Source organism: Undibacterium parvum (assembly GCF_003955735.1).
In the GTDB taxonomy this organism is placed as follows: Bacteria; Pseudomonadota; Gammaproteobacteria; order Burkholderiales; family Burkholderiaceae_D; genus Undibacterium; species Undibacterium parvum.
The window spans coordinates 772,725-796,273 of the sequence record NZ_CP034464.1 but is presented as its reverse complement, the minus strand read 5'-3'; the positions used below and the strand labels follow the sequence as shown (position 1 = coordinate 796,273).

At 49.0% G+C, this 23,549-nt stretch carries 15 protein-coding genes; 13 read left to right on the top strand and 2 right to left on the bottom strand.

Features of this window, described 5'->3' with window-relative positions:
- Positions 1-264: 264 nt before the first annotated feature.
- The 11 genes from EJN92_RS03470 to EJN92_RS03420 all read left to right on the top strand — a co-directional run bounded on the left by EJN92_RS03470 (position 265) and on the right by EJN92_RS03420 (position 17,552).
- Positions 265-1,596: an MFS transporter gene (locus EJN92_RS03470; protein WP_126126546.1), complete on the top strand. Its 1,332-nt coding sequence runs from the start codon at positions 265-267 to the stop codon at positions 1,594-1,596.
- A gap of 85 nt (positions 1,597-1,681) precedes the next feature.
- Complete coding sequence (locus EJN92_RS03465; RefSeq protein WP_170174861.1) at positions 1,682-3,406, top strand: alpha-amylase family glycosyl hydrolase; 1,725 nt, start codon at positions 1,682-1,684, stop codon at positions 3,404-3,406.
- An 11-nt stretch (positions 3,407-3,417) separates the two neighbouring features.
- Positions 3,418-5,841 carry a glycoside hydrolase family 31 protein gene (locus tag EJN92_RS03460; protein ID WP_227869691.1) on the top strand — a complete coding sequence of 808 codons (2,424 nt, stop codon included), beginning with the start codon at positions 3,418-3,420 and terminating at the stop codon, positions 5,839-5,841.
- Between the two features lie 76 nt (positions 5,842-5,917).
- Positions 5,918-6,922: a substrate-binding domain-containing protein gene (locus EJN92_RS03455; RefSeq protein ID WP_126126545.1), complete on the top strand. Its 1,005-nt coding sequence runs from the start codon at positions 5,918-5,920 to the stop codon at positions 6,920-6,922.
- A gap of 396 nt (positions 6,923-7,318) precedes the next feature.
- Positions 7,319-9,019 (top strand): alpha-amylase family glycosyl hydrolase, encoded by a 1,701-nt coding sequence (locus EJN92_RS03450; protein WP_126126544.1) that lies wholly within the window; start codon positions 7,319-7,321, stop codon positions 9,017-9,019.
- Positions 9,020-9,318: 299 nt separating this feature from the next.
- Positions 9,319-10,104 (top strand): PEP-CTERM/exosortase system-associated acyltransferase, encoded by a 786-nt coding sequence (locus EJN92_RS03445; RefSeq protein WP_126126543.1) that lies wholly within the window; start codon positions 9,319-9,321, stop codon positions 10,102-10,104.
- Between the two features lie 151 nt (positions 10,105-10,255).
- A complete protein-coding gene (locus EJN92_RS03440) occupies positions 10,256-11,125 on the top strand; it encodes a ThiF family adenylyltransferase (protein WP_126126542.1) in 870 nt (289 codons plus the stop codon).
- A gap of 61 nt (positions 11,126-11,186) precedes the next feature.
- The gene (locus EJN92_RS03435; RefSeq protein WP_126126541.1) at positions 11,187-12,239 is read left to right on the top strand and encodes a hypothetical protein; all 1,053 of its coding nucleotides are present in this window, start codon (positions 11,187-11,189) and stop codon (positions 12,237-12,239) included.
- A 333-nt stretch (positions 12,240-12,572) separates the two neighbouring features.
- Positions 12,573-13,412: a THxN family PEP-CTERM protein gene (locus EJN92_RS03430; protein ID WP_126126540.1), complete on the top strand. Its 840-nt coding sequence runs from the start codon at positions 12,573-12,575 to the stop codon at positions 13,410-13,412.
- 198 nt (positions 13,413-13,610) lie between these two features.
- Positions 13,611-14,393 (top strand): PEP-CTERM/exosortase system-associated acyltransferase, encoded by a 783-nt coding sequence (locus EJN92_RS03425; RefSeq protein ID WP_227869690.1) that lies wholly within the window; start codon positions 13,611-13,613, stop codon positions 14,391-14,393.
- 447 nt (positions 14,394-14,840) lie between these two features.
- Positions 14,841-17,552, top strand: a complete 2,712-nt coding sequence (locus tag EJN92_RS03420; protein ID WP_227869689.1) for an alpha-1,6-glucosidase domain-containing protein — start codon at positions 14,841-14,843, stop codon at positions 17,550-17,552.
- A 164-nt stretch (positions 17,553-17,716) separates the two neighbouring features.
- Here EJN92_RS03420 and glk read toward each other — a convergent pair whose 3' ends face one another.
- On the bottom strand, positions 17,717-18,724 hold the full coding sequence (gene glk / locus EJN92_RS03415) for a glucokinase (protein ID WP_227869688.1): 1,008 nt from the start codon (positions 18,722-18,724) through the stop codon (positions 17,717-17,719).
- Between the two features lie 666 nt (positions 18,725-19,390).
- On the opposite strand from glk, the gene EJN92_RS03410 reads away from it, so the two are divergent.
- Together EJN92_RS03410 and queG are read left to right on the top strand one after the other, a co-directional pair.
- A complete protein-coding gene (locus EJN92_RS03410; protein WP_126126539.1) occupies positions 19,391-21,310 on the top strand; it encodes a glucokinase in 1,920 nt (639 codons plus the stop codon).
- Complete coding sequence (gene queG / locus EJN92_RS03405) at positions 21,307-22,380, top strand: tRNA epoxyqueuosine(34) reductase QueG (protein WP_126126538.1); 1,074 nt, start codon at positions 21,307-21,309, stop codon at positions 22,378-22,380. The genes EJN92_RS03410 and queG overlap by 4 nt, the downstream gene beginning before the upstream one ends.
- A gap of 99 nt (positions 22,381-22,479) precedes the next feature.
- Here queG and EJN92_RS03400 read toward each other — a convergent pair whose 3' ends face one another.
- Positions 22,480-23,067, bottom strand: coding sequence for a VPLPA-CTERM sorting domain-containing protein (locus tag EJN92_RS03400; protein WP_227869687.1), 588 nt, complete (start codon positions 23,065-23,067; stop codon positions 22,480-22,482).
- Positions 23,068-23,549 lie beyond the last annotated feature (482 nt).

Sequence of the window (23,549 nt, the reverse complement as noted above, 5' to 3'; positions counted from 1 at the left end):
GAGTTCTGATGGGCTTGTTCTGTTTTTATGTGAAGCACGTGCTAGGTAGCAGATCTAGAAATACACCTAGCCGCTTGCGCAATACCCATGCGGCTTTCCAGCCTGTATGGCCTGAAAGCCGCATGGGTATTGCGCAAGCGGGCAGTATCGTTTTAAAAAATAGATGAGGATCTACAGACAGAATTAGTTTGTTTTTACCAGCATCATTAAGCATATAAAAAAAATCGAATCCTGATTCGAGTAAAAAGTCGGAGACTCTGCAACATGTCCATTTCTACACTAAAACCACGGCTAAGCTTTTGGCAGCTCTGGAACATGAGCTTCGGCTTTTTCGGTATCCAGTTTGGCTTTACCTTACAAAACACCAATACCAGCCGGATTTTTTCCACCCTCGGCGCGGACATCGGTAGCCTGTCAATACTTTGGCTGGCCGCACCTTTGACGGGGATGTTGGTGCAGCCTATCATCGGCTATCTGAGCGACAATACCTGGCACGAATTCTGGGGACGTCGCCGTCCTTTTTTCTTTGCTGGCGCTATCTTGGCTGCCATTTCCATGTTTCTACTGCCGAATGCCTCAGTGCTATGGTTAGCCGTCATTTTCTTGTGGATGATGGACAGCGCAATCAATATTTCTATGGAGCCGTTCCGCGCCTTCGTCGGCGACAAGCTCGCCAGTGAGCAGCACACTGCCGGCTTTGCCATGCAGACCTTTTTAATCGGTTGCGGCGGCGTGATTGCCGGCCTGTTGCCAACCATACTCACCGATTATCTGGGCGTCAGTAATGTGCCTGTGAATGGCGCGATTCCCGATACCGTACGCTATGCATTTTATATCGGTGGTTCGGTGTTCGCCGCAGCCGTTACCTGGACTGTGTTTAGCAGCACGGAAATTCCTCCGGCTGACCTGGAAAAATTTAAACAAGAGCGGAAAAATAATCAGGGTTTTGTTAAAGCTCTGGTCGAGATCTTGAGCGGCTTCGCCAAGATGCCTAAGACCATGGTGCAACTGGCCTTGGTGCAATTTTTTACCTGGGTCGCCTTTTTCGCCATGTGGGTGTACACCACGCCCTCGGTGGCAGCCCTGGTATTTCATACTGCCGATGCGCAATCGGCGGGCTATCAAGAAGGCGGTAATTGGGTCGGCATTATGTTTTCCGTGTATGGCGGCGTCTCGGCTCTGGCAGCATTTTTGTTGCCGGTGTTGGCGCGTATCACGAGCCGTAAGTTGGTCCACATGCTGTGCCTGCTGATTGGTGGCGTGAGTCTGGCCAGCATGTTTTTAATTACCTCTAAGATGATGATGCTGTTGCCTATGGTAGGCGTGGGCATAGCGTGGGCCAGTGTATTGACGATGCCGTACGCGATTTTGGCGGGCGCCTTGCCGGCCAATAAAATGGGTTATTACATGGGCTTGTTCAATTTCTTTGTGGTGATTCCACAAATCATTGCAGGCGTTGTTTTGGGCCCCTTAGTGAAGAATTTTTTCAGCAATCAATCGGTGTATGCGCTGGTTATCGGTGGTGTCTGCATGATCGTTGCTGGCGTCTTGTGTCTTATCGTGAATGACGATGCAGATGTCGTTAGCACGGTTTGAAGCAACAGCAAATAACGCAGAAAAAATCAGGCGCAGTGCCGGCTTAAATTCCGTGGAAAATGTGCAGAGTACAGAGATAAGAACAATGATCAATACCAAGCTCAATACCAAGCTGAGTAAGAAATTCAATACGAAATTTTTGGCATTTTCTATCTCATTAATGCAGTTGTCTGTCCCCAGCTCGGGCGCGGCAATTGCACCGCTACCCGCGCTTGTGGCTAAACAGCCTTTCCTCTGGGATAATGCCACGGTCTACTTTTTGCTCACAGATAGATTTTTTAACAGTGATAGAACTAACGATCTAGCCTACGGTCGCAAGGCCGATGCCGCGCCCTTACGCGGTTTTGCCGGTGGTGATCTGGCCGGTATCACAGCCAAGATCGAGCGGGGATATTTTAAGGATCTCGGTGTCAACGTGATCTGGCTGACGCCGCCGGTAGAGCAAATTCATGCTGGTACCGATGAGGGTACCGGCAAATCTTACGGTTTTCACGGCTATTGGGCGCGTGACTTTACGCGGGTCGATGCTAATCTGGGTACTGAAGCCGACATGCGCAGATTGGTCGATACCGCGCATGCGCATGGCATACGGGTTTTGCTTGATGTGGTGATGAATCATACCGGGCCAGTGACTCAGGCCGATCCGGTCTGGCCAGCCGATTGGGTGCGCACCGGCCCAGCCTGCACCTACCAAAACGTAGCGAGCACGGTCAGCTGCACATTAGTAAACAACCTGCCTGATTTTCGTACCGATAGCGATACCAGCGTCGCCTTGCCACCTGAGCTAGTCAAAAAATGGAAGGCAGAAGGTCGTTATCAGCAAGAAGTTAAAGAGTTAGATGCATTTTTTGCGCGCACCGGCTGGCCGCGCGCGCCGCGTTATTATTTGATGAAGTGGCACGCTGATTGGGTCAGAAAATTCGGTGTTGATGGGTTTCGCATTGACACCGCAAAACACGTAGAACCGGCTGTCTGGAAAGAGTTGAAGCAAGTCGCGAGTAGCGCTTACGAAGAATGGAAACAGTGCAATCCGCATAAAAAGCTGGGCGATGAAAAATTCTTCATGACCGGTGAGGTCTATAACTATGCCTTGGGACATGGCACCGAGTTCAAAATGGACGGCGGCGTCCTTGTGAATTTTTATGCAAACGGTTTTGATAGTCTGATTAATTTCGGTTTTAAGTCCGACGCCACGCAAAATTATGAAACTTTGTTTGGTACTTATTCGGCGCAATTGCAGGGCGCCTTAAAGGGCTATTCTGTGCTTAATTATGTGAGTTCGCATGACGATGGCGCACCATTCGATGCAGCCCGTCGCCTGCCATTTGAAACCGCTACCAAGCTCTTGTTAAGCCCGGGAGCTGCACAAATTTATTATGGCGATGAAACCGCACGTAGTCTGACCGTGCCCGGCACTCACGGCGACGCTACGCTGCGCTCGATGATGAACTGGGATGAGTTGGCAAGCAATGCCAATCGGGGCGACTACCGCATCGCTGAAGTGCGCCAGCACTGGAGCAGGCTAGGCTTGTTTCGCCAGGCGCATGTGGCGGTCGGTGCCGGTGTGCATCAACAATTGAGTGCGCAACCCTATTTGTTTAAACGTACTTATCAGAAAAATGGCATCAAAGACACGGTGCTGGTGGCCTTGGATTTGCCTGCCAATGCTAGCCAGAGTATCGATGTGCATGGTGTGTTTGCGGATGGGCAGAAACTGAAGGATTATTACTCCGGTAAAACTGCCTTAGTCATCGCTGGCAAAGTGACATTTGATAGTAATAAAAACCTGCTACTGCTAGCTCCAGAATAATAATGACGACCATGAAAATACCAGCGAAGAACAATGCAATGACAAAATTTCGGACTATCAAGCTAGTACTGCTGATCTTGCTGGCACCTGCGGCGCTGGCGCAAAACCTGCAGCGTAGCATGCAGAGCTTTACCGATAAAGGCGAGCACCTGGAAGTGGTCACCAACGATGGTCGCTATCTGATCAAGCCTTATTCAGACAAGATCATAGAGACTTCGTTTATACCCAATGGCGAACGATTTAATCCTGAATCACATGCCGTGGTATTGGCTCCCTCTAAGCTTAAGACGCAGGTCAAAGTAAGCGTTGCTGGCATTGAATATGCAATAGCTGGGATGCTCGTTAGCATCAACAAATCGCCATTTCAGATCAGCTATGCTTACAAGGGCAAGCCACTGATTTCTGAGAAAAATGGCTATGCTAAAAAAGACGGTGCAGAGGTCTTAGATTTTAATCTTGATGCCAGTGAAGCACTGTACGGCGCTGGTGCGCGTGCCCTGGGGATGAACCGGCGCGGGCATAGACTGCCTTTGTACAATAAGGCGCACTACGGTTACGAAGAGCGTTCCAGTCAGATGAATTTTTCTATGCCTTTGGTGTTTTCTTCCAAGATGTACGGCATTCATTTTGATAATGCCCCTATAGGCTTTCTCGATTTTGACAGTAGAAAAGAAAATGTACTGGCCTACGAAACCATCAGTGGCCGCAAAACTTATCAAGTGATCGCCGGTGACAGTTGGGAAGATATCGCCGCCAATTACACCAGTCTGACTGGTCGCCAGCCTTTGCCGCCGCGCTGGGCTTTCGGGAATTTTGCCAGTCGTTTTGGTTATCACAGCGAAACCGAGGCGCGCTCCATTCTGGATAAATTTACCGCAGAACAAATCCCGGTGGATGCGATTATTTTTGATCTGTACTGGTTTGGCAAGGAAGTCAAAGGGACTATGGGTAATCTGGCGTTTGATACGGATAACTTCCCTCAGCCCAAAAAAATGATGGCAGACTTTGCCGCCAAAGGCATCAAAACCATATTGATCACCGAGCCGTTTATCTTGACGACATCGGGTAAATGGAACGAGGCGGTGCAAAAGAATATTCTGGCGACCGATAAAAATGGGCAGCCATTTACTTACGATTTTTACTTTGGCAATACCGGTCTGATCGATATCTTTAAGCCGGAGGCCAAAGAGTGGTTCTGGAATATTTATAAAGAACTCAATAACAGTGGTGTGGCAGGCTGGTGGGGCGATCTGGGGGAACCAGAAGTGCATCCTTCCGGGTTGCAGCATCAGGGCGGCTCAGCAGACCAGGTTCACAATATTTATGGTCATAACTGGGCCAAGTTGATCGCGGACGGTTACCATAAGGATTTCCCCGCGCAAAGGCCGTTTATCTTGATGCGTTCTGGTTACTCGGGCTCGCAAAGGTTTGGCATGATCCCCTGGTCGGGCGACGTCAATCGCAGTTGGGGCGGCTTGAGACCGCAGCCCGAAATTGCGCTGCAAATGGGCATGCAAGGCATGGCGTATATGCACTCTGATTTAGGCGGTTTTGCCGGCGCCAATCTTGACGATGAGTTGTACACCCGCTGGTTGCAGTATGGGGTGTTTCAGCCGATTTTTCGTCCGCATGCACAAGAAGAAGTGGCGGCCGAGCCGGTTTTGCGCGAGCAAAAAATCATGGCCTTAGCGAAAACTGCGATTGAATTACGCTATCGCTTGCTGCCGTATAACTACACTTTGGCTTTTGAAAATAATCAGCAAGGCTTACCGCTGATGCGTCCTTTGTTTTATGAGGAACCGCACAATGAGAAATTATTTGCGGTGTCAGACAGCTATTTGTGGGGCCATGAATTTCTGGTTAGCCCGGTGTTAAAAGCCGGAGCGAAAGAAGCGCAAGTGTATTTCCCCGTCAAAAATAATTGGTTCGATTTTTATACCGATCAACAATATACCGGTGGTAGCACGCAGATGGTGGCGCTGCAGGCTGAGCATATCCCGGTGTTCGTCAGGGGCGGGGCGTTTATTCCTATGAGCCGGACTATACAAAATACTAGCCACTACTCTAGCCGGGAGTTGGATCTGCATTATTACCATGATGCGGCGGTCAAGACAGGCCAGGGCAAAATGTATGACGATAATGGCGAAACACCACAGGCGTTTGAGAAGGGCGCGTATGGCTTATTGCAGTTTTCCAGCGCAGTAAAACGGCAGCAGGTACTGATTAGCTTGTCTTCAAAAAATGGCCAGCATTATCAGGATGTGGACAGAACGCTGAGCTTGGTGCTACACAATATTCAAAGCAAACCACATCGGGTTTTACTGCAGAATAAAGCGCTCGATTTTGTCTGGGATGAAAATAAAAAATTAGTCTCTGTCAAACTGGTTTGGCGTAAAAATACCAAGCCGGTGGTGGCGATAAGTTTTAGAAAATAAGTGCTTGAATCAGGACAGCATTGCGCATTGCCCAGACTACACTGTAGCCCTTTAATTTTTTCGCAATTTTGCATCGATGAACCTTAAAACTCTGGCTAAAAATCTCGGCATTTCTGAAACCACGGTCAGTCGTGCACTGAACGGTTATCCAGAAGTGAGTGAGCGTACCCGTGAACGGGTCTTGGCGGCGGCTGAGTTGGCCGGCTATCGCCCCAATCCCATGGCGCGCAGTCTGGCTTCGGGGCGCACCAAGCTGGTTGGCATTATTCATCCTTTGTTGCCCAATGATTTAGCCGATCCCATGTTCATGCAAATCGTCGGCGGCATGGTCGGTGCGCTGGAAGCGCGTCAGATGGATTTGATGATGGCACCGGTCTCGGTTGAAAACGAATTGCGCGCCTATCAGCATATGGTGAAAGAGCGCCGCGTAGATGGTTTGATCGTCGGTCGTACCCGTTTGTATGACGAACGGGTCGCCTATCTGGCCAAGCACGGTTTGCCGTTTGTGGCGCATGGCCGCACCCGCGTGAACGAAGCGCATGCCTGGTTCGATTACGATAATGAGTCCGGCATGCATATCGCGGTCGATCATTTACTGGAGCATGGACATAGCCGCATCGCCCTCATCAGCGCACCGCTAGAGATGAACTTTGCGCGTCAACGTTTTGACAGTTTTAAGCTGCGCTTGCAAGCGGCTGGCATCAAGCCTGATGCGCGCCTGTTAATCGACAACACCATCGATAGACGTAGTGGTTACCTGGCGATGCAAGCTTTACTGGCGCTGCAACCAGCGCCGAGTGCCGTAATCATCGACAACCACATGTCGGGCGTGGGCGCGATGCGCGCCTTGCTAGACGCGGGCGTGCGCATCGGCCAGGACATGTCGGTGATCGTCTGGGGGCAAATGGAGGATTCTTTGGCCGGTTATAAAGTGACCACCATCGATCAGCCGAATCCAGATAAGGCCGGCGCGAAAATGATAGAGATGTTACTCGCCTTGCAGGGCGGTACGCCGCCTTCAGACTTGCAAGAGTTGTGGCAACCGGTGCTGTTGCCAGGTGAGACCGTGAGTAGAGTTTAATAGAACTTACGCAAAACCGCCCCAGCGTCGTTGTATCCGCCTTGCCGTACTAAAGTACTGTCTTCGGCAGTACGCCTAGCTGGAACAATTTTGCGTAAGTCCTATTTATGTTCTTTTAGTTTCTCAAAGTCATTGCGCAATGTAGATGCGCCTGCTGGCGGCATTTGGGCTGGAAACCCGCATGGATACTGGGGGTAGGCTTTGTGATTATTGAATTTTACGTGAAAAACGACTGAGAATTCAAAGCGCTTTTAGTCCAAGTTTTTTGAGATCGTGTTTTGTATGGCGTGCTTAACGTGATTGTGAATAGTGCTTGGCATCGCTGCTGCAATCAGCTCCATGCGCGATTAAATAAACCTAATAATTTTTGTTGATACTAGTTTTTGAAAGTGAACCATGTCTGATCCGCGTAGCCTAAACCAACATCCACCATCTAGTTCCTTGCCGCAAACGAGTGAGCCGGCTAAGTCTGCTGACTGGTGGCGCGAGGCCGTGATTTATCAGGTGTATCCACGCAGCTTTCTCGACACCAATGGTGACGGCGTTGGTGATCTGCCAGGTATCACCGCCAAGCTCGATTACATTGCCGCTCTGGGCGTGGATATCGTCTGGATCTCGCCTTTCTTTACTTCACCTATGCGTGACTTCGGCTATGACGTGGCGGATTATTGCGATGTCGATCCTCTGTTTGGCAATTTGGCCGATTTCGATGCGTTGCTAGCGCGTGCCCATGCGCTCGGTTTGAAGATCATGATAGATCAGGTTTTATCGCATAGCTCGGACCAACATCCGTGGTTTGTCGAGAGTCGCCAGAGTCGCGATAATCCTAAAGCGGATTGGTATGTTTGGGTTGATCCCCAGCCCGATGGCACGCCACCGAATAACTGGCTATCCTTATTTGGCGGTTCGGCCTGGCAGTGGGATAGCCGGCGACGTCAGTATTACTTCCATAATTTTCTCACCAGCATGCCGGACATGAATTTCCATCAGCCCGAGGTGCAGCAAGCGCATCTGGACAATATGCGCTTCTGGCTCGATCGTGGGGTTGATGGTTTCCGGCTCGACGCCTGCATCTTTAATTTTCACGACAAAGAGTTGCGCAATAATCCGCCCGCTGCCACGCAGAATACGGTCAGCGTGGCGGAGTGCAATCCGTATGGCATGCAAGCCCATCTGTATGACAATACCCGCCCGGAAAATCTAACTTTTTTCCAAAACGTCAGAAGCCTACTCAATCAGTATGATGCAGTGGCGATTGGTGAAGTTGGCTCGGACGAAGCGCTGAGTGTGATGGCGCAATACACCGCCGACGGCGATAAATTACAGATGGCGTATAGCTTTAATCTGCTCACCAATGAAAAATCGGCGCGCCATATCCGCACTCAGGTCGAGCAGTTTGAGGCTTATGCGCGCCAGGCTAAAGTATCGGGTGGTTGGGCTTCATGGTCGGTCGGCAATCATGACGTGAATCGGGTTATGACACGCTGGGGAGGCGAGGACGCGACACCGGCATTTGCTAACGTAATACTTGCTATGCAATTGTCACTCAAGGGCACTCCCTGCCTGTATCAGGGTGATGAATTGGCTTTGACTGAGGCCGATTTGCCCTATGAAGTGTTGCAGGATCCGGTCGGTTTAACTTTCTGGCCAGAGTCAAAAGGGCGCGACGGCTGCCGCACGCCCATGCCTTGGGATGCCAGTTTACCGCATGCAGGTTTTACCGAGGGCGCGCCATGGCTGCCAGTGCCGTCTGAACATGCGCAGTCAGCCGTGAGTTTACAAGAGCAAGCACCACTCTCATCCTTACATTTCGCCAGAAAGATGATTGCCTGGCGTAAAACAGTGGCGCAATTAAGTGCCGGGGATATTTTGTTTTATGACGCGCCAGAACCGGTGCTGGCTTTAAGACGGGATCTGCCGGGCATGCCTGCGGTCTTGGTCGTGTTAAATCTTGGCGCTGAGGAAATCGCGTTTGATTTTCCAGAAAGCCTCGCATATGATGATTTGGAAGGGCACGGCTTACCCGGCCGCGCCGCACAAGGCGGGGTGGTTCTGCCAGCTTATGGCGCCTGGTTCGGAATACAGAAAGTCCTCTGAAAAATGTGTTCGCAAACTGCGAAGATTTTTTAGCTTTTGCTGGGCTTTGTAAAGTTAGCTCTATCATTTAGCAACATGTGTGAGGCGGCCTAATGAGGCTGGGCTAGACAGTCTCCAAGCATCCGCAGGCTAATCAGGAGTATAAAACCGCAATTATTTTCCATAAGGGAATTGATTGAAATTGGGCAACTTGCCAAACTCAAATGCCCTAGGCACAATGGATTAAGTGCTCAAATATTTTTAATATCGCGGTAATTGCTAATCCAGCACTCGGTGTAGCCAATTGAGGTGAAATTGAGATGAATGACCCTTCGGATAGTATTGATCTCGCTGAGGCTTTTCAGCGCTTATTTGAGATCGCCCCAGCCTTAGACGCCGCTAGCTTGGCGGCAGTGTATGGGGTACGACATGAAGTGTATTGTCGCGACCTGGGCTGGGAGCCCTTGCGTGAGAACGGTCAAGAGAGCGATGACTATGACAGGCATTCACTGCATTGTCTGCTCACTAAGCGTGACACCGGTGAGGCGATCGGCTGCATACGCGTGATACTCACGCGTGCGAATGACCCCGACTACCCGCTACCGATGGAAGACAGCTGCCGCGAGGTGATAGATCGCGCTATCGCCGACCCCACTCGCATGCCGCGCAATACCATTTGCGAGGTTTCTCGGCTCGCCGTGATCAATACCTACCGTCAGCGTAAGGGCGAAACTGCGGCGCCGGTATCGATCACCGATGATGATTTCGCGCCACGCGGCGGAGTGCAGCGCTTTCCTTATATTCCTGTCAGTCTTTATTTGTCTTCGATCGCGATTGGCAATCTGTTTGGGATGGACAATCTTTTAGTCTTAACTGAACCACGTCTGGCCAGTCATTTTTCGCGCATAGGTTTTCATATCCATCAAATCGGAGGCAGCATAGAGCATCGCGGTACTCGCGCCCCCTCTTTGCTCAGTGCCAGCAAGACTGTGCCTGGCTTGCGCCCTGCCATGCAGTCCTTGTATCGCTTAATCGAAGCCAAGCTGGAAACTGCGTTTCGGCAGCATCCTAGTGCCTTGCTGCAATTGCCGCCAAAAAATACCTGATCTAAGCTAGCGTGAAGCGCATCGCTGACAAGGCAGTATAAAAATAAGACAGTAAACGAGATAAATATTGCTTATTTGTCTAAGTCATAGAATAGTGCAATAAGAATTTCCAGCCGTTTTAATCATGTTTAAGTAAGGTTTGACGACACTTATGGATGCAAAATTTAACTATGCTGAGGCGTTTGCTCGCAATCTTGGCTGGGTCACAGCTGCTGAGCAGCAGCAACTGCGCCAAAAACGCATTGCCATCGCCGGTATGGGGGCTGTCGGCAGCGCACATCTGATTACCTTGGTGCGCTTGGGCATAGAAAAATTTCATATCGCCGATATGGATACTTATGGTCTGGTAAATTTCAATCGTCAAATTGGTGCCAATATGGCGACCATAGACCAGCCCAAGGTCGAAGTGATGGCCGCGATGGCGCGCTCCATCAATCCGAATGTGGAATTGAAAATTTTCCCTGCGGGGGTCTCCAAAGAAAATCTGTCTGAGTTTTTGGCTGGCGTTGATTTGTACGTAGATGGCTTGGATTTTTTTGCATTTTCGGCACGTCAGGCCACCTTTGCCGCCTGCGCAGCGAAGGGGATTCCTGCCACCACAGTAGCGCCGCTGGGAATGGGGGCGGCCCTATTTAATTTCTTGCCTGGCGGCATGACGTTCGAAGAATATTTTCTGTGGGGCGACAATACCGATGAAGAAAAAGCCTTGCGCTTTCTGGTCGGTTTGGCACCTGCCGGGTTACACGGCGCTTATCTGGTGGATCCGAGCAGTATAAATTTCGCCGAACGTCGGGGGCCGTCGACCATGATGGCATGTCAACTTTGTGCTGGCGTGGCCGGTAGTGAAGCCTTAAAAATTCTACTCGGTCGCGGTAATGTGATTGCTGCGCCACGCGGAGTGCATTTTGATGCCTACCGTAACAAACTGGTGCATACCTGGCGACCAGGCGGAAATAATAATCTATTGCAACGTATCGCCTTATCCATCACCAGAAAACGCTTTATGAAACCCTCAGCTTAGAGCTTGGCGTGGTGCTATCGCAGCTCTTGATTTTACTCACAAAATTTACCTTGGTAGGACTATGGAACTTGCAATCCTTGATGCAATAGCGCAAAGCGGTATCTTGGCACCATCGGCAGACAATGGCTTGCGCTATTATTTTGAGTATCAGGATCAGGCGATCTTGATCTGGGCGGACCAGGAATTTGTCACTAACACCGAGAGACACAGGCGCGTATTGGATTTGCTGGCTTTTGGTGCGACAGTTGAGAATATGCAGCTACGCGCCAGCGAGCTGGGTTTTACTGCTGATATTAGTTGGTTTCCGTCTGACGATCCTTTGCTGGTAGTGCGTATCAATTTACTGGCTAATCCCAGTATTCAGGCAGACGCTCTGGCTACCGCCATCCCTAGCAGGCAGACCAATCGACAGGTGTTCTTTAAGGGCGAGCCTAGTGCTGCGCAGCGCGCACGCATGAGTGCTGAGCTGGAAAAAATCCCTGGAGTTCGCCTGATTTGGCTGGAGGGCAGTGAACGTAAGCTAGCCTTGAAATTGATCTGGCTCGCAGAGAGTGCGCGTTTCCAGTCGCCACGGCTACATCAAGAACTTTTTTCGTCGATACGTTTTGACTTGAATTGGCGCGAGAATGCCGACTTTGGCTTACCGCCGGCATCCTTGGAAGTCGAGCCTTTGATGCGGCCCATGTTTAAAGCGCTCAGGCACTGGCCCTTAATGCGCGCACTAAACCTAGTTGGTCTGCATCATGTGATGGGCATGCGAGCCGCCTATTTGCCTTGCTTGCAAGCACCGGCCTTGGCGCTAGTGAGCAGTAATCTACCTCTGGATCAAGCTGCGCTCGCAGTTGGTAGGGGGTTCGAGCGCGCCTGGCTGTGCGCTACGCTAGAGCGCCTTGCCTTGCAACCGATGGCAGCCTCGGTGGTACTACCATTACAAAGCGATGCAGATCAGGGCATCTCTAGCAAAGCCCGTGGCCAATTGGCGGCGGGCTGGGATGAGATCTGTCGTGGCGATACGCCTTTGATGATATTTCGCTTGGGACGCATGGATAGCACGCCAGCACCTACCCTTAAGACCGGGCGTAAGCCGCTCAGTTCTTATCGCTTGTCGCGATAAATTAGTGGACATTGATGTAGACGAACGCTGCCTGGCAGTTATTTCTCTAGAGGGTATTGCAGAACTTGTCGCTGACTCTGCAAGCTGAGTAAAAAATTTTGATTGAGAATTTCATCTACGCAAACTTGTTTTTAAGTATATGTTTTTTCGGGGAAATTATTAGTGTAGAAGTTGTCGAAATTTTTTACATTGCCATTGTGAAATGTTACAAGGATAGATGATTTTCCTTATAAAACAATAGCTTAACTTGTTACCGTTTGCTGGCACGGTATATGCTATATACCTGACGTAGCAGCAGAAAAGTTGAATTTCACTTTATAACGGGAGTCTCAAATGTTTAAGAAACTATTTACAAAAGGATCGATCAAGGGGCTGACTGCAGTGTTGGCGACCGTGGTCTCTTGCAGCGCAATGGCAACACCAGTGACACAATGGGAATTTGAAGTTAATAGCGGCTTTACTTCATTTGCTCCAGCTGGCGTCACCGGTAGTAATCAGAATGCTTTTCTAAATGGCCTTGGTAACCCTATGGCTGCGTCTTTATTGTCTTGGGGGACTTCGACCGGATCTGGTCAGTCTTCTTTAGGTATAGGTGCGGCAACTAATGGTAATTTCAACGGTTCCTTGTTCACAGGTGCCCCTGCTGTTAATACTGTTGAAGTAATCCACAATAATCGTCCAATTACCGGCGCAAGTCTGGGAAGTGCTCATTTATTGGATGTCATTCGCTTGAAGCGCTTGCTGCCAGGCCCAACTGGTTCAGATCTTTTCACTGGATTGACATTTGATTTTAAGTTTAAAGAAACACCGAATCAAAATCCTTGTACCGTAGCTAGCCCTACTCCTTGCAATGATATTTTGGTGGTAGATGCACTTGGTGCTGGTTTTGATCCTGTTACTGGTAGCTTGACACAAAATTTTGTGTATGAAGGCGATAATTATGCAGCTATCTTGCATATAGTCGGTATGGGCGTACTCAGTAATGCGGCATGTGCTGATGCTGGTGCTGCTGCTGGCTGTTACGGTTTTACTACGGTAGAAAATCAAGAAAACAGATTTCAAGTTTCTTTAGAAATTCAAAATCGGATTCCTGAGCCAGCCTCGGTCGGCTTGGTAGGTTTGGCCTTGGTTGCCATGGGTATGGCACGCCGTCGCAAAGGCGTAAATAGCTAAACCAATATCGCGACTTAGTCGTGTAAAAGATGCCCTCATGCGAGGGTGTCTTTTTTTGCATTATGGATGTATTTAATTACGGGCTATAAAGCATGTAATGATCAATAAAAAGCGAAAAGAAAATAAGCTGATTTTCCTATTCGGCTTAAAACGATGCTGTTTTTTTAAATTGCCCTTCTCAGGCAGTTGGGTGGGTGTGTGACCCATTCCATCAGTAACACTGATCTCGCCAAAAATTTCCGGCAATTATTTGAAATTTCCCCTGCTTTGGATGCTGCTAGTATCGAAGCGGTTTATCGCATTCGGCATGAAGTGTATTGTCGTGATTTAGGTTGGGAGCCTGTTCGAGAGGATGGCTTAGAAAGCGATGCCTACGACGAGCAATCAGTCCATTGTCTATTACGCAAACGGGATACGGGCGAATCTGTCGGTTGTACTCGCGTGATCTTGCCGCACCCCGATGATCCTTATCGACCTTTGCCGTTTGAGTTAAGTTGTTCCAAGGTTCTGGATAGAACCATTGCAGACCCGGCTACGATGGATCGTCGCAGCATAGCCGAAGTCTCACGCCTTGCTGTTCTCAATTTTCGTCAGCGTAAGGGCGAAAATATCACCGCCTTGTCGGTAAGTGATGGCGATTTTTCGCGCCGTGATGGCGTGGCTCGCTTTCCTTTTATTCCCGTCAGTCTTTATTTGTCGGCTATCGCCATTGGTCAATATCTCGATATTGAGAATCTCTTTGTGCTTACCGAGCCGCGCCTGGCCAAACATTTTGAACGCATCGGTTTTGATATTCGTCCGGTTGGCGGTTCTATCGAGCATAGGGGTACACGAATACCCTCACTGCTTAGTTCGGGCAATATCGTGAGGGATTTGCGTCCAGCAATTAAACCCTTGTATGCCGTGATCGAGGAGTCGGTAAGAGAGGCTTTTCGTAAGAATAATTTTGAACTTGGCAATCTCTCTGCACCGAGCGCTTAATCCCGCCACCGGCTTCTTAAAGCCGCAGCGCTCAGATCTCTTCCCCACGTTAGCGCATTTCTCTTGATTATGGGCTGACCTCTTTGACGTCAACTTTGCTTTAATTGGCTGCCTAGGCTTAAAAGTACATCTAAACACAAATCCTACAGAAAATTTTATTTTGTACTTATTGGTTTTCAACCTCCAACATCGGACGCCTATAAAATTGAGTAATAAAACTACTTAATTACTGCTTCGCGTCTTAATTTTGATTGTTTATTCACATTTAGATATTTGTGTGTTTGTAGTTGTGCTACACTTTTTTGCTTCCATTCGACTAGAAGACTGTATTTTTTATATTCTTCAGGTCTGCTGGTAAACGTTTTTATCTAAGTTGATTGGAGTTTCGTGGTCATTCTAATTAAGTCTCTGGGTGTTAAATTGCACCTCTCGTGTTTGCGCACATTCTTGAGCATTGTCTGTGTTTTCCTGTTGATCAGTGGAGCGTCTGCGCAAACGATAGACAGGAGAGCCGCGATCGCTGCATGCAATGCGTCTGAGTTTGCATCAGTACTGCATCCTGCTCCGGTAAAGTATGAGGCGAGTGCCTATTGGTTGAGCCAGCAGTTTGTAAAATGGCCGGGAGCCAGTAAAGTTGGGCGATTTAGCCTCTATTACTCGGCCCTTGGTCAGATTCAGGCGGTGGTTGGTGCGAAATTGAGTGGTGCCGATGGTGTAGTTTCACTCGCAGTGTCAGATAAAATATTGCCTGTCGCCTTAACTAATCGTTTTAAATTTGTTGAGAATGGTCTGCTGTTGAGACTTGCCGATGCTGATCTTGCACGCATGCCCAATTTACATAAGCAGCAAATTTTTTTGGTGCAGGAGGATCCCAATGGTGTGGTGCTTAAGTCGGCATCGTTGCAAATTCCTGGCGCGCTCGATGATCTCTATAGTTCAGCCAAAGAAATTAGGGATTTGGGTGTTCACGTGACCGCGCGGCAGACCAGTTTTAAGCTTTGGGCTCCCACTGCGCAAGTCGTAGGTCTGTGTTTGTACGATCAGGCTAATAGTCGCGCAAATACGTTCGAACCTATGCAATGGAATGCGAATAGCGGGATTTGGTCTTTGCAGAAAGGTATTAGTCTTAAGGGGAAGTATTATCAATACCTGCTCGATGTCTACGTGCCGGGTGTGGGTGTGGTCCGTAATCGTGTCACTGATCCGTATTCAATTAGTCTTTCTGGTGACTCTAAGCGTAGTTATATTGCGCAACTAGATTCGCCAGCATTGCAGCCTAAGGGCTGGGGTGCGACGTCGTCGCCGCGCAAGGACTTGGCGCAAACCGATATGGCAGTGTATGAGTTACATGTCCGTGATTTCTCTATCAATGACGCCACAGTTGGACTTGCTCATAGAGGTAAATATCTGGCGTTTACCGAACCTGCGAGTCGCGGTATGCGGCATTTGCAGGCATTGGCGCAGGCTGGTATTACAGACGTACATTTATTGCCGGTGTTTGATTTTGCTAGTGTGCCTGAGAAGGGGTGCGTCAGCCCCTTGATACAAGGTGGGGCGGATAGTGAAACCCAGCAAGCCTCAAGCAGTGTTGCTGCCGGCCAGGATTGTTACAACTGGGGTTATGACCCTTTTCACTATAACGCACCAGAGGGGAGTTATTCGACCAATGCTGATGATGGTGCGAAGCGGATTTTTGAGTTTAGACAGATGGTGCAGGCCTTACATAAGGCGGGCTTACGAGTTGGGATGGATGTTGTCTACAATCACACCGATGCAGTCGGGCAAAAAGCCACTTCGGTACTAGATAGAATCGTGCCGGGTTATTACCATCGTTTGGATGCCTTGGGACAGGTGGAGCAATCTACTTGCACGCCATGTGGAAATACCGCCACCGAAAACATGATGATGGGCAAGCTGATGATAGATTCTGTACTGCAATGGGCGACGCAGTACAAAATCGATTCGTTTCGTTTTGATTTAATGGCGCATCAACCCCGTGCCGTTATGGAAGAGCTGCAGGCCAAATTAAGAGCGCAAACTGGCCGTGAGATACAGCTGCTCGGTGAGGGCTGGAATTTTGGCGAAGTTGCGAATGGTGCTCGTTTTGTACAGGCATCACAATTGTCCTTAAATGGGACTGGTATAGCGACCTTTAGTGATCGTGGGCGCGATGCAGTGCGCGGTGGTGGTGCCGGGGATACTGGTGCGGATTTGATGCGACATAAAGGCTATATCAATGGTCTTGCAGACCAAGGGGCTGCTGCATCGGATTTGGCAAAAACGGCCGATATGGTGCGGGTCGGCTTGACTGGGTCGTTGCGTGATTTTTCTATGACTAGCTATGATGGCAGCATCAAAAATCTGGAGCAAATTGATTATGCCGGGCAGCCGGCAGCATATGTGAGTGAACCTGCAGAAGTGGTTAATTATGTTGAAAATCATGATAACCAAACTTTATTTGATATCAATGTTTACAAATTGCCGCAAGATACTAGCCGAATCGATCGGGTGCGGGTGCAAATGCTCGGAGTGGCGATTACAGCGTTTAGTCAAGGTATAGCGTACTTTCATGCCGGCGTGGACATATTGCGTTCGAAATCCATGGATAGAAATAGTTATAACTCTGGTGATTGGTTTAATCGCCTGGACTGGTCGTATCAGGATAATTATTTCGCTACCGGGCTGCCGCCCAAGGCTGATAATGCTGATGCGTATCCTATGATTGCGCCTTTGTTGGCGAATTCACTGATTAAGCCGGGGTCGCCAGAGATAGCGCTGGCGCGCGATATGTTTCGTGATCTGTTAAAAATACGATCCAGTTCCAGTTTGTTTCGTCTGCGCAGTGCTGCCGATGTGCGCCAGCGTCTGCATTTTGACAATCTGGGAGTTGGACAAAATGCTGCTGTGATTGTTGGGCATTTGGATGGAGCCGGCTATTCTGGTGCGAACTTTAAATCCCTGCGGTATTTTATTAATGTTGCCACTAATTCACAGCAAATACAGATACCGGACGCGCTTGGAATCGACTATGTTTTGCACCCGGTTCATACCGATGTAAATGCGGCAGATAAGCGTATTGCCGCTATGGCGAATTTTAATACTGCAAGCGGAAGTTTTTCTGTCCCGGCGCGCAGTGCTGTGGTGTTTGTGCAGAAATAGAGCCGGGACTAAGGCGCATATCGCTGCGACATAGGATGTGGATAAATATGTTTGAGCTGGCTAAGTAAATAATACGTAAAAGAAAAATGGCAGGAAGAAAAAATCTTCCTGCCATTTTTCTTTGTTCTTACGTCGTGGACCTGAAGGTCAATTTAACCTAAGGCTTACGCTCCCTGTTGCTCAATCGCGAACGCGGCTCCGGTGAGGGCTGCCAGCGTGTCGCTGATCAAAACGGTCGGGATTTGCTTTAGATAGTTATCTAATCTTCCCTTGGCCTCAAAGCATTCACGAAAGCGTGAATTGAAAAATCTCTCGCCGAGGCGAGGTACGATGCCACCGCCTATATAGACTCCGCCACGCGCTCCCAAGATTAGCGCAACGTTGCCAGCAAAGTTTCCTAATAATGCGCAGAAAGTATCTAGAGTTTCTGAGCAAATAGCGTCGCTACGATCAAGTCCGCGTTCTACAATTAATTCTGCTGTCAAGATAGTCGATGGTGCGCCTCGCAGGGTCGCAATTGCAGCATGCAGTACAGGCAGGCCTATGCCTGAAAGTAAGCGTTCAGCCGATACGTGAGGATAAATTTGGCGGACCTGATCTAGTACTGCGCTCTCAAAATTATTAGTTGGGGCTAGGGTGGCGTGACCACCTTCGCACGGCAATGCGATCCAGCCTAGTTTGGTCTGAGTAACTCCCGCCACGCCTAAACCAGTGCCAGGTCCTATCACCGCCAGGGTGCCGCAGGCTGTTGGTAAATCTTTATGTGCTCTTAATTGGCTTGCGTTCAAGCGTGGCAAGGACAATGCCAGCGCTTCGAAATCATTGAGGACGAGAAAGCTACTTAGCTCAAGCTCCTCTTGTACTTTGGCTCTGGAGAAGCTCCAGTGACTATTGGTGAATGCCACTTGATCGCCGACAACCGCAGTCGCTACTGCAAAGGCGGCCTTGCGCGGTGGCTGAAAGTCTGCTCCCATGGTGACCGAAATTTGATCGAGATAGGTCTGCGCAGCCTTGACAGGCGTCGCATGCTGCACCACAGGAATGGTCTTGATGTGCGTTATCTCAGCGTCTTTGCTTAACTTTAGTCCAAAGCGGGCATTACTGCCGCCAATGTCTGCCAGCAACCACGGAAAGCCAGTTTCATTTGTCGATGTCATCAATTCAGAGGTCATTGCTGTAAAAAATCCATGGTTATTAAATAACTGAGATGAGATCAAGAGGGAAGCAAGAGGGAACGTCGCACTTGATTAAGAGTAATGTAGCAAAACTACATATTAAATGCAATAATTTTTATGTTGAGCTACACTTGTTGTGATTAAATCAAAGAAATTTAGCGATATTTATCTTAATTAATCCTGGTTTCCTATGAGGTGACGTAATAGTTTTTCATTTTTAGTTATATTTAAAATATATGTAATTCAAATTTGGATTTGTAGTTGCACTACTTACGTGTATTTTCTAGTCGTATCAATAAACACGACCTAATACTTATTGGTCTTTCATTTATATTTAATTACGTTCAACGCCAAGCACGGAAGACGCTACACTTTTGTCCGCGCATCGTTAACTGATATTGTTATCCGACAAAGAACGTACTCGTGCCGTGTTATCAAGCACTTTCACACTTGATCTAGCAGGACTACAATGCTAGTTGGCTCGTAGTCTTGTTAAAAATCACACTGAACCGCCACGAGGGAAAATTTCTACAATGGCGAAAAGTCTCTAAGTAGGCGTTAAGTAGCGCTATGTTGGCAATTCAGTCGATAATATTTAGATGTAAGGCCATTGCCTAATTGCAAAATGCACATACTTTTTTATTCATAAAGAATTGGAACTACATGGTTTCTTTTGATAGCCCTAGGCTCATTGCCGATATCGGTGGCACTTACGCACGCTTCGCATTGGAAATCGAAAAAGGTAAATTTGAGCATATCGCGTCCTTACGCTGTGCTGATTATCCCGATTTTCATTCTGCCATTAATTTCTATCTCAATAGCATAGCGCCGCTCCAGGTCGAGCATGCGGCAGTGGCAATCGCCAATCCTGTTGATGGTGATCGCGTTAGTATGACCAATTACCACTGGCAGTTTTCTATAGAGCAAATGCGGCTGCAATTGGGTTTTGATACCTTAGTCATCGTCAATGACTTCACCGCGTTGGCAATGGCAGTGCCGCGCTTAGATGTCAGCGAGACGCGCCAAATTGGTGGTGGGGAGACCCGCAAGCAAAGCGTGATTGGGGTCTTGGGCCCGGGTAGTGGTTTGGGTGTTTCTGGCCTGATACCGCTACAGGATGGATGGATTTCACTCGGTTCTGAAGGTGGTCATAGTAGTTTTTCACCGCGCGATGAGCGCGAAATCGCGGTGCTGCAATATGCCTGGAAATCGTTTGATCACGTGTCGTTTGAGCGCCTGTTGTCGGGATCCGGCCTGGAATTAACATATCGTGCCTTGGCCGATTACCGTGCCGTGCCCAGTAGCGATTTGACCGCGCCTGAGATTACAGAGCGTGCACTTAATGCTGGTGATGCGGTCTGTGCTGAGGCTTTGGAGATCTTCTGTAGTTTGCTAGGGACCGCAGCGGCCAACCTGGCACTTACTTTGGGGGCCTTGGGCGGGATCTATATTGGGGGCGGTATTGTGCCGCGTCTGGGGGCCTACTTTGACGCCTCACCGTTTCGCGCGCGCTTTGAGGAGCGTGGCCGCTTCAGCCAGTATGTAGCAGCGATCCCCACCTTCGTCATTACTGCAGAACACGCGACGTTTATCGGTGTGTCGGCGATCCTGGAGGCACAACTCAGGAGCATTAAGGCCACACCTGGCTCGGCCATACTTGGTCAGATCAGGCGTGCTCGCGCAGAACTGTCACCAGCAGAATTGCGGGTTGCTGAATATATTTTGGCGCACCCACGCGCCGCGCTAAATGATCCTATCGCCGATATTTCTAGAGCCGCGCAGGTCAGTCAGCCTACCGTGATTCGTTTTTGCCGTTCCTTGGGCTGTGAAGGTCTGTCCGACTTTAAGCTCAGACTCGCCTCTGGCTTGACTGGTACGGTACCAGTGACGCATACCCAGGTTACACATGATGATTCTATGCTGGAGTTGGGTGCCAAGGTTTTGGGCAATACTGCCTCCGCGATTTTGCAAGTGCGTAGCCAGTTGAATCGTGAAATGATCGATAAGGCCATTGCCTTGTTGATCCAGGCCAATCGAGTGGAATTTTTTGCGGTCGGGCATTACGGCGTCGTGGCACAAGACGCGCAATATAAATTTTTACGTTTTGGCGTCTCTAGCGGAGCCTACACTGATAGTCGTTTACAGTTGCTGGCTGCAAGTGTATTGAAGCCAGGCGACGTCGCGGTGATCATCAGTAGTAGTGGCCGCATGCCTGAGCTATTGGAGGTGGCAGATAAAGCACGCGAACGCGGTGCCTACATCATCGCGATTACGGCCAGCCAGTCCCCCTTGGCACGTAAGGCCGATGCGGCCTTGATTGTGGATCATGTCGAAGATATTTCTACCCATTTGCCTATGATTAGCCGCATCTTACATTTACTGGTGATCGATATTCTTGCTGTTGGTGTGGCAATGCAACGCAATACTGAGATTGAGCAGGGCCTCAATCCTGAGCAAGCCGAATTACTCGATGAAGCCAATCACGGGGGGCGCAAAACCAGCGCAAAGAATGAGGCATCGGCTTCTAATTCAGGATACGGTCTGGCCAATCCTCTGGCGCGTTTGACCTCGCATAGCCGATGACAGATTTTGTTCAGTTAGCACAAGAGCTCAAGCTCAAGGGAAATGAGCTCGGCTTTGCTGATCTACGTATTACGGATGTCGATCTGGCGCATGTGGAACCGGGTTTTCAAGCCTGGTTAGAGGCTGGTTATCACGGCGAGATGGCCTATATGGCCGCGCATGGCAGCAAGCGCTGGCGCCCTGATGAGTTAGTGCCCGGCACGATAAGAGTAATTTCGGCTCGCATGAATTATTTACCTGGTTCGGCAGATGCCGATTGGCGCAGCGCGGAGCAGAACCGCGCTGCCGATGCGGCGGTGATTTCTGTGTATGCGCGAGGGCGTGATTACCACAAAGTGCTCAGGGCAAAATTGCAGTTGTTGGCTGAATATATACAAGAGCGCATCGGTGAATTTGGCTATCGGGTGTTTACCGATTCCGCCCCTGTAATGGAAGTGGCATTGGCAGAAAAATCGGGCTTAGGGTGGAAGGGGAAGCACACCCTGCTACTCAATCGTGACGCTGGCTCCATGTTTTTTCTCGGTGAGATTTTGGTCGATATTCCTCTGCCTATCGATGCACCTATCAGCAATCATTGCGGCCAATGCAGTGCCTGCATACAAGTTTGTCCTACCCAAGCGATCTTAGCACCGTATCAGCTCGATGCCCGGCGTTGTATCTCTTATCTGACGATAGAGTTACAAGGCGCTATACCGCTGGAATTGCGTTCCCTGATCGGCAACCGGGTATATGGCTGCGATGACTGTCAATTGTTTTGCCCCTGGAATAAGTTTGCCCAACGCGCTAGCCTAAATGATTTTGAGGTGCGCAATGGGTTAGACAATGCCAGCATGATCAGCCTATTTGCCTGGACTGAAGCCGAGTTTATGCGCAAATTAGAGGGCAGCCCGATACGCCGTATCGGGCATGAGCGCTGGTTGCGTAATCTGGCGGTAGGGTTAGGAAACGCGGCGACAAGTTTGCCTGCCGATCCAGATATTTTGCGCGCCTTGCACAGTCGAAAGGATCATCCTTCTGAGTTGGTGCGAGAGCACGTGGAGTGGGCGCTGCAGCAGCACGAAATGAATTGAAATTAATAGGTGGCGCGAGGTAAAAATACTGCAAAAGCAGTCGTTTTAAAATAAGAAAAGGCGGCTGGAGCCGCCTTGTTTTTTTTCGCGCAAATAAACCTAAACAGATTTACGACGGCGCGCTGCGGCTAAGCCAGCGATACCTAAAGCCAACAATGTCACAGATGCTGGTTCTGGGATGGGTTGGGTGCCGGCAAATGTATCTGATAATCTTGCATAGTCAAAACCATAGAAGTCGCCCGAACCATTTCTATCGATGGTAATGATCAGCTCGTGAGTACTATTAATTGTATCGAGAACATCTTGTTGCAGATCGAAGAAACGCACTTTTGTTGTTGGGTAGCCATCATTGAACGCCCAATTCTGATCTATACCGTTAAATTTAACTTTCGTTGCACCGAAAGTCGATGCCTGGAAATCAGCCATGTCGAACCACATAGAGCCTTGCGCCCACCCATTGCCTAGTCCGGTAAAACTAAAGGTGGCAACCGTGCCAGTTTGTGGGCTGTAGCCTGGATGGGCAGTACTGTAAGTGTCGGTGTATTGAGCACCATCGGTTGCCACTTTTTCAGCGGCACTACGACCATCATAGCCCGCAGCAAAAGGGTGGTTTGCATTATCCGCTATACCTGCACCGTAACCATCATCGTCACCAATCATCCAGCTTGTGGCAGATGCTGAACTCATAGCGATTGCGAGAGCACTGAAGGCAAATACTTTGCTTAATTTCATTCTATTTCTCCAAATAAAGTTTACCTGTTGAGTCGAAAGTGCAGCAATAATATCTATGCTGACCTAGAAAGAAAAAGCAAGTTATGTGCCGTTTATGGTATTTATGCCTCTCTCCCTTGTAAACTCTGGATGACATGAAAATTTCTAGAGAATAGAGTCCACTTTTTAAGTCGAGTGTAAAAAATGTCGACATAAAGAATTTCCGCAGGGGAGTATGTCTTTTAAAAAAATATTATTTCCATTTGGAAACAAGAACTTAAGTTAATTCTGTCGCTCTTTGTCAGCGATGAAGTGAATGTTATCGATTAAAGTCTATTCCTGCTTGTATGGGAGGTCTGTTGATACCAGTTGGCGGGGTGAAAGTTTCGAATGCCTCGCTTTTTTCTTTGTCGCTGCGATGATCTAATCACTGTTCGACAATCTGGAACGAAAAAAAA

Bases quoted from the DNA above. Each gene is read 5' to 3' on its own strand.
- EJN92_RS03470 (WP_126126546.1), top strand. From the start codon at position 265: ATGTCCATTTCTACACTAAAACCACGGCTAAGCTTTTGGCAGCTCTGG.
- EJN92_RS03465 (WP_170174861.1), top strand. From the start codon at position 1,682: ATGATCAATACCAAGCTCAATACCAAGCTGAGTAAGAAATTCAATACG.
- EJN92_RS03460 (WP_227869691.1), top strand. From the start codon at position 3,418: ATGAAAATACCAGCGAAGAACAATGCAATGACAAAATTTCGGACTATC.
- EJN92_RS03455 (WP_126126545.1), top strand. From the start codon at position 5,918: ATGAACCTTAAAACTCTGGCTAAAAATCTCGGCATTTCTGAAACCACG.
- EJN92_RS03450 (WP_126126544.1), top strand. From the start codon at position 7,319: ATGTCTGATCCGCGTAGCCTAAACCAACATCCACCATCTAGTTCCTTG.
- EJN92_RS03445 (WP_126126543.1), top strand. From the start codon at position 9,319: ATGAATGACCCTTCGGATAGTATTGATCTCGCTGAGGCTTTTCAGCGC.
- EJN92_RS03440 (WP_126126542.1), top strand. From the start codon at position 10,256: ATGGATGCAAAATTTAACTATGCTGAGGCGTTTGCTCGCAATCTTGGC.
- EJN92_RS03435 (WP_126126541.1), top strand. From the start codon at position 11,187: ATGGAACTTGCAATCCTTGATGCAATAGCGCAAAGCGGTATCTTGGCA.
- EJN92_RS03430 (WP_126126540.1), top strand. From the start codon at position 12,573: ATGTTTAAGAAACTATTTACAAAAGGATCGATCAAGGGGCTGACTGCA.
- glk (WP_227869688.1), bottom strand. From the start codon at position 18,724: ATGACCTCTGAATTGATGACATCGACAAATGAAACTGGCTTTCCGTGG.
- EJN92_RS03410 (WP_126126539.1), top strand. From the start codon at position 19,391: ATGGTTTCTTTTGATAGCCCTAGGCTCATTGCCGATATCGGTGGCACT.
- queG (WP_126126538.1), top strand. From the start codon at position 21,307: ATGACAGATTTTGTTCAGTTAGCACAAGAGCTCAAGCTCAAGGGAAAT.
- EJN92_RS03400 (WP_227869687.1), bottom strand. From the start codon at position 23,067: ATGAGTTCAGCATCTGCCACAAGCTGGATGATTGGTGACGATGATGGT.